7 protein-coding genes and 4 pseudogenes are annotated in these 11517 nt (G+C 35.5%); 2 read left to right on the top strand and 9 right to left on the bottom strand.

Annotated elements, in window-relative coordinates; translation table 11 throughout:
- Window positions 1–321 precede the first annotated feature (321 nt).
- Window positions 322–501, bottom strand: a pseudogene (locus tag AC1DS7_RS28380) (5-deoxy-glucuronate isomerase); the annotation flags it as partial.
- Between the two features lie 163 nt (window positions 502–664).
- On the bottom strand, window positions 665–1285 hold the full coding sequence (locus AC1DS7_RS28375) for a DsbA family protein (RefSeq protein ID WP_476999381.1): 621 nt from the start codon (window positions 1283–1285) through the stop codon (window positions 665–667).
- Between the two features lie 957 nt (window positions 1286–2242).
- On the opposite strand from AC1DS7_RS28375, the gene AC1DS7_RS28370 reads away from it, so the two are divergent.
- Window positions 2243–3670: a serine hydrolase domain-containing protein gene (locus tag AC1DS7_RS28370; protein ID WP_215588361.1), complete on the top strand. Its 1428-nt coding sequence runs from the start codon at window positions 2243–2245 to the stop codon at window positions 3668–3670.
- A 548-nt stretch (window positions 3671–4218) separates the two neighbouring features.
- Here the strand turns inward: AC1DS7_RS28370 and AC1DS7_RS28365 are convergent.
- The 6 genes and pseudogenes from AC1DS7_RS28365 to AC1DS7_RS28340 all read right to left on the bottom strand — a co-directional run.
- Entirely contained in the window at window positions 4219–4812 is a 594-nt protein-coding gene (locus tag AC1DS7_RS28365; protein WP_476999380.1) for a TasA family protein, read from the bottom strand.
- Between the two features lie 747 nt (window positions 4813–5559).
- Window positions 5560–6105: pseudogene (locus AC1DS7_RS28360) on the bottom strand (alpha/beta fold hydrolase); the annotation flags it as partial.
- A 477-nt stretch (window positions 6106–6582) separates the two neighbouring features.
- Entirely contained in the window at window positions 6583–7812 is a 1230-nt protein-coding gene (locus tag AC1DS7_RS28355; RefSeq protein WP_002084484.1) for a serine hydrolase domain-containing protein, read from the bottom strand.
- Between the two features lie 359 nt (window positions 7813–8171).
- On the bottom strand, window positions 8172–8447 hold the full coding sequence (locus AC1DS7_RS28350; RefSeq protein ID WP_002084476.1) for a hypothetical protein: 276 nt from the start codon (window positions 8445–8447) through the stop codon (window positions 8172–8174).
- Between the two features lie 263 nt (window positions 8448–8710).
- A complete protein-coding gene (locus AC1DS7_RS28345; RefSeq protein ID WP_350457421.1) occupies window positions 8711–10207 on the bottom strand; it encodes a WD40/YVTN/BNR-like repeat-containing protein in 1497 nt (498 codons plus the stop codon).
- A gap of 249 nt (window positions 10208–10456) precedes the next feature.
- A pseudogene (locus AC1DS7_RS28340) lies at window positions 10457–10744 on the bottom strand (hypothetical protein); the annotation flags it as partial.
- Window positions 10745–11140: 396 nt separating this feature from the next.
- On the opposite strand from AC1DS7_RS28340, the pseudogene AC1DS7_RS28335 reads away from it, so the two are divergent.
- A pseudogene (locus tag AC1DS7_RS28335) lies at window positions 11141–11269 on the top strand (GNAT family N-acetyltransferase); the annotation flags it as partial.
- 42 nt (window positions 11270–11311) lie between these two features.
- Here the strand turns inward: AC1DS7_RS28335 and AC1DS7_RS28330 are convergent.
- Window positions 11312–11517, bottom strand: a 206-nt coding sequence (locus AC1DS7_RS28330) for an IS3 family transposase (protein WP_476998795.1), incomplete at its 5' end; no start/stop codon positions are given.

Raw genomic sequence — 11517 nt, 5'->3', positions numbered from 1 at the left:
ATATAAGGAAAATATATTGAATYATTATACATTTAAAAACCACCTCTTTCTTTTTAAAACCCTCCAAATTATTAATATGTAATGTTGTTCGTATAGGAAGCTTATTCGCTTCCTATACGAACAATATTTTAAACAGGAAAGTATACCTATACCCTTTGTTTTTCGGTATGGGGTAAAGTGGAGCGAGGGGCTAGCCTCTCCTAATGCCATAAAAAAATAAAGAGTGAGAGGAATTCATCACACCTGAAAATTATCTAAAATTAAAAGATTCAGTTCCTACTTTTTTATACTTTTTTTTTGCACCAGAACCTTTATTTTCGTCTATTCCTTTTCTGGCCAAATTTTCGCGTTTGGTTCTAATAACCACTTGTGTTCTTCCTCCATGATACGATCATTCCATGGGTTATTCTCTAGATGTCGAATCATCCAACAAAAATACATTGCATATCCAGGCGCTGTTGCTTGTGGATGGTCTAGCTCACCCGGAATTGTAATGAAGCTAGTTGGCTTAAGCTAACATGTTTGCTACTATAGCTGATAGTAAAATTAAAATTGGACTCTTTTTAAAAATAAATTGAAACCGACTGTTATAAAAAGGGTTAAGTCCATCCAATTCTAGTCTTTTTTAAAACGTTAAATGTTATATACTGTAACTTAAAATTCATTAATATAAATTTTTAAAACGCGCTTCAATTTTATCTGGCGTCATTACCCCACCACCAATAGGGATAATTTGATTATCCTTTTGTAAAAGTAATGAAGGATAACTATTAACACCAAGCTGTCGAACTTTATTGAAGTYGTTTTGGGCATCTATTATTGTTTCTTGAGAGTTTAAACGTTCTAATACTTGTTTAGAATTCAGACCAAGCTCAATTGCAATCTTACGATATGTTTCAGGATCACTCAGACTTTGGCCCTCATAATAAAACGCTTTTTGCATAGCCGAAGTGAATTCTAACAAACGGTCTGGTGCTAATGAGCGTAAAGCTGAAAAGCCAATTGCAGCATCTTTCGAATTCATTTTAAAAGTACCTTCTTCCACCAATTTTTGATATGAAGGACCAAATTCTGCACCTGTAAGTTGATTAATTCTTTTATTCCCCTCTTCTATATATGAGAAATTTTTCATTGGTAAATCATCTAAAAATAATCCTCCACATAAAACTGTTAACGGCACTTCAGTGTGGTTTTTGTAAAATCCTTTAATACTTTCTGAAAAGCCATAGCACCATCCACAATAGGCGTCCCATACGTAAATAAGGTTATCTTGTTTTGTCTCCATTTAAATCTCCTACCTTTATTTTTATTATCTAGCTCAGCTAACTTTTTGGTTTATATAAGTACATCTTTTTATACCTTGTTCTTTTTGGGATACCTTACTATATTCCCCAAAAACTAATATTTCCAAAGAAAGATTAACCAAGGTTTTTAACAAAAGATTACGTTGCACATTATTGCCCCGTATCAGAAAATACTAAAGTTGGGATTATACATTAATTTGAATGCATTAGTAACTTTCTACACCGGGTGGCAACGTGTGGACCACCATCCTTAATTAAATATATAAATCATATTTTTATTTTAAGCAGTAATTAGTTGTAACTGATTCGATTACAACCTTATGTAACTATATTAGTTACAACTATAGTAGAAGTCAATTCTTTTTTAACAAAAACAATAAATTTCTACCCTAACGCTTTTAGAATTCTATTATTAAAAACTGGCTTCTTGTTCTTAAATTTGTTAAAAAGCTTAGTAATTCCCTAAAAACATCACTAGTAAATATGGAACAACAAATTCAAGATAATTTACAAAACAAATAATATAAGTACCTCTTTCATGACTTACCGACAGAGTACCAGTTCTAGTAGATAGTTTTTTTCAAAGCATTACTTTTACTATTTGGGGATTTATGCTTTTCTTAGCTTGATTGCTGTATAATGATAATAAAGTTATTGAATTTTGATTATTAAAAGCTAAGAGCCTTACTACATTCTACGTAGCAAGGCTCTTTAAAGTTGTTTCAAATTACATCCATCTGTTTATATAATACTTAAAAAATGAATAATAAAGTTGTTTACTTCTTATTGAACTAACGCATCTGTTCTTTTAAGTGTAACTCTCCACAATTACTTGATATTATATAGGTGAATAGAAAGATAAATTAAAATTAAGTTTCGTAGTTGTAAAAGGAGGTTATTTATATTATTCACTTATAATTTTCCAAAAAGGAGAGTTTATGAAAAAGATTATTGTTTTTGTATTAACGATATTTATATTATTCTCAGGATTCACAACACAAAGTTATGCGTTGTCAGATTCGCAATCTGCGGCAATACAAGCGTTGCTAGATGATGCCTGTCGTATATCAGGTGTGCCGGGAATGTCAATCTCAATACTTGCTGATGATGAAGTGTTCTACTTTTCTTCAGGGTATGCAGACCGTGAAAAGGGGTTGTCTGCAAGTGAAAATACACTCTATGAGTTAGCCTCGGTCAGTAAAGCTTTTACCGGTATGGGTATTATGTTGTTGGAAGAGCAAGGGTTGCTCTCAATGACTGATCCTGTTCAAAAATATTTACCTTGGTTTACGTTAAAGTATCAGGGGAAACCTGTTGATATGCAAAGTCTTACACTAAATAACTTTCTTCACCATACCAGTGGTCTAACAAATATTAGGCATCTTCAAAATATTCCACAAGGCAATACACCGGATATGTTGCAAAAAACTGTGGAAATGCTCGTGGATGCTGAATTGGCGTTCCCTCCCGGTGAACAGTATAACTATGGAACCGTTAATTATGACGTATTGGGTTTGGTTATTGAGATTGTGTCGCGACAAAGCTATGAAGACTTTATGAAGGAACAGGTATTTCAGCCGTTAGGTCTTCACCAGACGTATGTTTATAAAGAAGCTGCTCAAGTCACTGGACAGTTGGCACAGGGCTACCGTTCTTCCTTTTTTATGACAACTCCATTTAAAGCTCCGGATTATGCTGGGAATAAACCCGCAGGCTACATCATTTCTAATACAAAAGATATGGCGCGTTGGATGGGCATACAGATGGGGATCGTGCAGGACATACCCGAAATATTTCACATGGTTATCGAAAAATCACATAGGGGTGATATGTCTGTTTCGGCTGTCAACGGTATGTATTATGCGGCAGGCTGGTCCGTAAACGCCGAACAAACGATTATAGAACACACTGGGGGCAATCCAAATTTCAGAACCGAAGTAGTCATACTGCCAAATGAACGAACAGCCGTCTCCTTGCTGAGCAACGGCGCAAATACCAATACAAACATGGTACTAAAAGTTAAAGATATATTAGAAGGCAATCTAACTCAGTCATATGAAATAAGCGGCACACAGCTTTTGGATATCATTTTGTCGTCTATCACAATTATTCTTTGCCTATTGGCCGTTTTGCTATTTATCTTAGGATTACGCAGAAGGAGAACGAATGAGCGGCAGCCAATGACAAAAAAGAGAATAACCGTAACAGTTATTTTCCTGACCGCTACGATTGCCCTGGGTATACTGTGCTGTGCTTTTGATTGGTCAACAATACTTATGTGGCAAACATATAGTGTTCTTACAGCTTTGATTTCGTCAGCATTATTAACAGCAAGCATTACATGGTTTGTATACACTCACCGATAAAATACCCCGCTCCCAAGATAAGCATAATGTTAAGTAATTATATTTCAATTTATCGGTATGCTTAATTTGAAAAACATAAGACACTTCGGTGTCTTTTTTAATATCATCGACAATTTTCCCAGTCAAACCTAATTACTATTGCTTCCACTAACCTGCTCCGTTCGTGGAATAAGGATTTTTAAACAACTATATTATTTTTCAAATGACTTTATTGTAAATTAAACAACTTTATTATTTCTGCACAATTGCAGCGTGGGGATTTCCGTATTCAATGTATATGGATACCTATAAAAATACAAAAGCAAAAAAAGAGAGTCGTTATTTACTCTCTTAAACGCTCTACGACTTTTGGCTATTTTTTTMTTCTATTTATAAATTAAATGTTAGTTTTACAAAACATTCAAAATGTTAAACTTACAAAAGCCATTAATATCATGCGCAAATGCTGATATCAATGGCTTTTGGTATAGATATGTTGTAATCATTCTTTTAAATTATTAAAAGGCATAAGCTCAGTTTTACTTTTTACCAGTATTATGCTCTTACATTTATCTTTCTTGTCCATCTGTTTGATTGGCTTGGAACTCCATTTTTAGCGCAATACTATCCCCTTGGAACACGTTTTGATCTGTTCCGTTGTCTTCAAATATAAACTTTATCCAAAACCAATCCATTTTCCCAGGTTTTAATCCTCCTGTTTCAGTCCACTTAGAATGAAATACTTTTTTGGAGGCAATCTCTGGGCTTTGTGATTTTAGTTCTGCAAGAGTTGTCTCGTATRCAGGGCTTTTTGCAGGATCCCAATCCCAAAGAAATTGTACTTTAATATGTTTACCKAAATCTTCTGTAGTGTTATTTTGTTTTAAATCGTTTACAGTATAGTCTATTTTCATCATGATATCTTTAATATCTAATGTACCACTATTTTTTAAATTGAATTTCTTTAATATTTTGTCCCCWGGTTTTAAATTTTCTAAGTTAAGTGAAGTAGTTGGYTGCATAGCTAAATCCAATGTACCTGCAGCAAATGAATTATTTGTCACCACTTGATCGCTAAAATATGCATATGTTCCCCCACCAATTAAAGATAAACCCAGAGCGGCTGAAACCACTCCAACACCTAATTTCTTTTTCAATGACATTTTTTGTTCCTCCCATATCATTTTTATAATCTTTCTCCCTAATCAACCGAAAAGGTCCCCTTAATACAGATATACCATGAATTGTTAAAAAATTATATTAAAAGCAGTAAATTCCTTATTGAGAAAATTTTGTTATTATCTATCTTCTGTAAATGAAACGTCCCAAAACTAGAAAAATTGGATTTATAATGATCAAAACCTATACCAAAAACGAATTAATATTAACTGCCCTTTATAATTAGAATTATTTATTTCTTCAGGAGTATTCTAACACTTCAAAAGGTACGTATACCTTTTGATCTTTTCTAATAATGTTTTCAAGAAAAGAGTGGCTGTACTTTTGTGCAGCTACTTTTATATGCAATAAATCAGTAAAAGATATTCGAGCTGCAATAAATGCCCCTTTTATACTTTGGCTTCCTCGAATTTAATAGCACTTTATCGCATGCCCTATCAGGGGTACCGCCACATGCCAATCAACTTAAGAATTCAGAATTACCCCAAAACAAAAAAATGAGCTTTTTTGCTACAAGTTAGCACAAAATTTCGTTCTGGGGGTATTTACTTTTCTTAGCTTGATAGCGATGTGGTACTACCCCTTACAAGACAGAATTATCAATCACTGAGTATTAATATTCTATAATTGAGTAACAGCTCCAAAACTGATTTTCAATAGAAAAAAAGGGTTACAAATTCAATTGTGGCCCTTTTTCCAAGTGTTTTTGTTTTATGCGATTCCTATAATGATTATAAGAGTGAAGTATGGTTCGAAATAGCGCTGATTATATGAACCCAATCGTCGCAATGAATCTCGTGCCCCGATCCTTCGGTTAGTAATACAGCATGGGGAATTCCATTAACAAGAGCAAGACCATGCTCGTATGGAAGCACTGTATCTTCTGTACCGTGGATAACCAAAGTAGGTATATTAATTTCTTTTAACTTCCCCTCATAAGAATCATCGCCTTTAAGAAGTGAGTGATTAAACATACTGAGTAGGTTATTTGCTCGTTTTATTTCTTTTTCTACCTGCTTATAAGCCCTCTTCTCATCGAACTTATGCTTTGAACCACAGAGTAACACTGATCCTGTAACCAAGTAATTTGCAACAGATTCTTCATCCGACCAATTTAGTTTGGCCCCATTAGCACGGTAAGTGAGTATCTTCTCATCGATCGGAGGCAAATTCCGTTTGTTGTCTTCAGAGCCAAAAATACTTGATGCAATCAAAGTTATACTTAGAACTCGCTGAGGGTTCCTCAAGGCTACAATTTGAGCAATCATTCCACCCATTAGAAAAAGCAGGACAATAATATTAAATTGGCTTCCATTCGCAGGAGTTTAAGCCTTGTATTTATGACTATTTGGTTAAGCAATCGATATGTTGTGCTGAAACGTCAATATATTTTAAAAAGGATCTCTCTTGATAAAGAGAGATCCTTTTCTTATTTCTTCTTCTTTTCTGTCGGTTGGCTTTGTTTAGCGAAATTAGATGAATCATCGAAATTCGGTTGCTTTTTACCAGCATTATTACTTCTACCTTTTCCCATATGTAATGCACCTCCCCTCATCCTTACTATTCCCAATAAAAAAAATCCTCTTGCATCCAAGAGGATTTTTTATTTGGCTCTTATTAATAATGCCAAACTGTTCTCGTAGTACTTCCAACACTTCCCGTCCTGCCATAGCTTTTAACCATGGTGTTGATGGTGGCCATCATGCGTATAATTTGTCTTGGAGTTTTCCTTTAAACAATACCTAAGTTCGGTTTCAGTCTTCGATTGCTTGGTAGACCGTGGTCCAGAAGTCTTGGATAAGATGCGATGGGGCCGGAGTTGACATCCCAACCTGGGTGAACAGAATTCCAATAAACTGTTTGTCTGGATCAGCGTAAGCTGTAGTGCCAGTTCCGCCATCCCAGCCGAATTGACCGATAGACGCGTAGTCTCCAAGATAGGTACGCACCCCCATCCCAAAGCCCCAGCCACCTTGTATCCCTTGTCCAAACGACAAATGGACGTTGTTTTTGGCCAAATCGTCTCGGTATACTTGTTGTTCAGGAGTAAGACGGTTGGTGGTCATCAGCTGGACTGCGGGCCTAGACAGAATCCGTTTGGTCCCGTGCATCCCTTTGTTCAACAGCATCTGCAAATACGCGTGATAATCGTCGATGGTTGCGAGCAGCCCACCACCGCCTGCTTGAAATGCTGGAGGTTTGCTGTAACGTCCGCCTGTACCCTCATCCCACACGATGAACTCACCTGTCTGCGGATCTGGGTTGAAGGCAGGTGGAAGCCGGTCAATCTTGAGCTCAGGCACGTAGAAACCAGTGTCCTTCATTCCCAGTGGATCGAATATGCGTTCGCGCAGGAATGACTCGAATGTCTGACCCGTGACCCTGGCAACAAGAATGCCGAGCACTTCAATACTGATATGATACTGCCACCGCTCTCCGGGCTGGTAGCTTAGCGGAAGTGCACCTAGGCGACACATAAACTCATCTGGATCGGGCATATCCTGCCCTGGCGTGTCGAATATCCCACTCTCGAAGAACGCGTTCATGATCGGAGAACCCATCAACGTGAGATCCACTCCGAGACCGAATGTGGAGGTCAACAGGTCTCGTACAGTGATAGGACGCCGTGCTGGGACGGTCTCTTCCAGTGGACCATCGGGCTGTTTCAACACCTGCCGGTCAGCGAGTTCGGGCAGCCATTTGTCTACTGGATCGTCTAAATGCAGTTTGCACTCGTCGAGCAGAACCATTACTGGTGAAACTGCGATCGGCTTGCTAGTGGACGCCAATCGAAAGATCGTGTCCCGACGCATTGGTGCGCCACCATCATGCCTCATTGTTCCAAGCGCTTCGACGTGCGTCTCCCCGTTTCGGCTGACTAAGGCGACGAGCCCAGGAATCTTTCCAGAATCGACATGCTGCGCCAGTACATTGCGCATTTTGCGCAATCCTGTTTCAGAAAAGCCTTTATTGTTTTGTCCCATTTTGTTCTCCTTTAGTTTAGATTGAGATTTCTAATACATATTGACAATCAATTATTAGTTCTTCAAATAGAAAAATTCCCCTTTTTAATAATTTCGACAAAATGTATTTATGTATATGGAGGCATCATAAATCACTATCAACCTAAGATAAATTTATATCTATAATTCACAGAGAACGTTATTCTTTTTGTAGAAATATACAGAAAGGATGGCGATGTGTTGCTATCCCATTGTAGATTAAGTAAGAAGAGGCACTTTGATGATAGTGCCTCTTCTTTATAAAAAATCCAAACGCTGATACATAATAAATTAATAAAGATAGGCTAATTTAAATTTATGGAGATTTAATAATATGGTGTTTAATGCTCAAGAAAACTTATAACCGCATAAGTATATAGAACGACTAGAGCAAAGGCACATATTCCCATAATTATAATCGCTAGTGCGCTTTTCTCTTGTCTAAACCCTATAATTCCAAGAATAAATGCACTCCACATTGTTACCTTAAGCATTGTAGAAAGGTTGGGAATTGAATATCCACTCAACCAGGTAGAGAAACTTACAATTACGGAAAAAGAGAATAAAGTTAGAACAATAGATAATATATTAATGTGCTTCCCATACTTCAGTTGCATTTCGCTACCCCCTTTTCTTTTCATTAGTGAATAATAGGTAGATGACTATATTTTTATTTTATTCTAAATTTTCTTGAAAATCTACAAAAAAAAGAAGAGGTTGTCCCAAAAGTCGCTGAATAGTTACTTTTGGGCAACCTCTTTTCTTTATTTTTTACTTTCCTCTAGTTTAGAGATACTTGCTTCTTTTTCAGGTAACGTATCAACAAAATCCTTTTGAGATTTTAATAGGTCAGATTATTGTATCCAAGCCTTAAGATCATCTAAAGATTTACGGGCTTCTTTTTCACTTCTTCTACAAATTCCCATGTCTCTCCGTTATCTTTTGATTGATAAAGTGCACTACTATCGCCATTGTAGTCTCCATCTGCCCCTTGTCCCACTAACATATTAAAAACCCCATCTTTCTCATATGGCATACTAGGAGAATCAAAAGGACTTATTGTGGACTGTGTATGATCTAATTTGACTTCATGCGGCGGATATTCTACCTTTTTGAAAGATACCCCCCCATCATCTGTGCGATATAACTCTCCCTCATTACCAGAAGGTCTAACTGCTCCTAAAAACCCAAGTTTATCATTTATAAAAGTGATTCCTGATACACTACCAATCCCCCTATTAAATGGGTCTGGATTGATAACCTCCCATGTTTCCCCTTCATCACTAGTCTTGCTTAATGAATAAAAGGCGCTCCCTAATGCTTTATCTGTCATATTTAGTTTATAACCAACTTCTTTTGATAGGAAAAACTGTTCTTTTTCATTCTTTAAATCTTGTTGTTTCTTCTCTTTAAGCCTATCTTCATTTGGAGGCGTCTTTGATTTACTCCAACTTGCGTCACATATTAAGTTATATCTAGCAGGTACTAGCTCTTTCTCTTTTCCAGGGACAAATATAGATACAGTATATCCAATGATTTCAGAAGCTGCTTCTTTAAGACTCTGCCCCTTACCATCCTCAGTAATATTAATAATCCCCTCTGTATTGGATCCCCAATTTCTTTTTCCATAATAAATCAACCCATACTTACTTTCATTCCACTTTCTAACCGTTTGCTTAACTGGAATCGCCTTAACCGTTTTAATTAAAGGTTCTACTAATTTATCATCATCATAATCAGGCTTTGCATACCCGTCTCGTATTATAGTAATATCTTCTGATTTCTTCTTATTATAAGAGATTAAATAAGTTTCTTCTTTCCCATCAACATTTTTCCCATAAACAAATGTATCAAACGCTGTGATTGTTCCATCTGAATGAAATGTAAGATCAAAATCAGTTGCCATATACAATTTCTTTGGCAAAGGATGTTTTTTATTTATATCTTCAAAAATACCTTCTACTCCAGATTCATATATATTATTATGTTTAAGTTTAACTGACCTTTCATGTTTTAACCTTTCTATAAACCATGCCAATTTGCCATTGTAATTTATTGCACTTTTATAAATCTGCATCCCATAAAATGATGTAATTGCAACAATAATGATAATAGAAATGGATCTCCATGCTATTGAATTAGTTAATTTTTTAGATTCATATTCTCTATTTTTTATCACCCGCATTGTAGTAAATGTAATCATGGATATAAAAAGTACTATACATAATAACAAAATATAAATATTATAATTCATCCTTCCGTACTTACAGTATAAGGCTAACTCATAACAAAAAATGCCGTATACAATTATTAGTATTGGATTTGTTACTAATGACAGAAGTAACCTTTTTGCATTTTCCCTAAATATAGAAATCACTCCTAATTACATGAATTACTGATATTAAGTATACTTTATTGTAAAGTAACAAAAAAGCTATTTAATCTTGCCGCCAAAAATACAATAGACATCTGTCTATGTAAATGGCAGTTGTCTATTAAAGCCGTTTAAAAATCTAGTTGTTTCATAGACAATGGATTTTTGAGTGAATACTAAAGTTGCTTCATTTGGGAGCCAAATAATGAAAATGAACCCTCATAATAAACATAACAAATAGAGTATTTGCATTTAAACTCTATAAAACTCAAATGTATTTTTTTCTAGACATATTGCTTCATCGGAATTTTTGATAATAATATCAAAACATTGACTGTATGGATGCATAAACACTTCGTACTGAATCCGACGTTCTGCATGAGACCGCCTTAAATAATTGATATCGGCTCTCCTTTCAGCAATATCGCGGCTAGACCTTCTCATTAATTCTGTTTCACCATCTGCATAGAAGTAAATTTTTAAATCAAATAAATTGGGATTAATAAATGCGACACTCATTCCTTCTACAATCATTAGTTGAATAACCTAAGGCTGCTTCGGTAGCCATTTTTTTGTACCAACTGGCAGTTTAGTTTTCAATATGCGAAAAGGGATTTCTAAGTGATTAATTGAATATATATTTATTGTTTACTAATTTTTGAGAGGCCCCATTATGGGAGATAAACTTTACTGTATTGCTATCAAGTTCTTAATGAAGAAAGACTAAGAGCTTCGCACGGTTCTGTAATAACTTATAGTAATGCTGTGACAGGATCTCCTATTAGTGAGATAGGGTATTTTTTAATTTATTTATCATAATAACGTACCACGAAATTGCAACTCTCGTCCTCAAGAATTATTTCTTTTGGGTGAAAGTTTTTTTATTATATAAGTTTCATTCTGTCATAATTTAAAGTTTTCGAGAGGAGAAATGATATGAATTCTATTTTATTAGATGTTCCGTTACAAATAGAAACAGACAGACTAATTCTTCGAGCACCACTTCAAGCTGGTGACGGGAATGTCGTACACCAAGCTATTAAGGATTCAATTAATGAGTTAAAATGCAGTGACCCCTGTCAAGTAGACAGTATTTAAAAAGCGCAACTAAGCAACCTGAGTTCTATATTTATATGGACTCAGGTTATTTAATTTCTTTTGAAATCTTTGATGATTATAAAAGTGCATATATTTACGCACGGCAAGTTTGACCTCATTCGCTTTACGGAAGGAGTATAAATGAAAACACTCTGCCTTAAAGTGACTGAAGAAGTTTTCCATACAAGCATTATCCCAACAGTTGCCTCTTCGAG

Source organism: Bacillus sp. P4_E1, from assembly GCF_056401715.1.
The sequence above is the reverse complement of the archived record's forward strand: the minus strand, read 5'-3'. Positions and strand labels throughout refer to the sequence as shown.

Coding starts and splice junctions, on each gene's coding strand:
- AC1DS7_RS28355 (WP_002084484.1), bottom strand. CDS start 7,812: ATGGGACAAAACAATAAAGGCTTTTCTGAAACAGGATTGCGCAAAATG.
- AC1DS7_RS28350 (WP_002084476.1), bottom strand. CDS start 8,447: ATGCAACTGAAGTATGGGAAGCACATTAATATATTATCTATTGTTCTA.
- AC1DS7_RS28370 (WP_215588361.1), top strand. CDS start 2,243: ATGAAAAAGATTATTGTTTTTGTATTAACGATATTTATATTATTCTCA.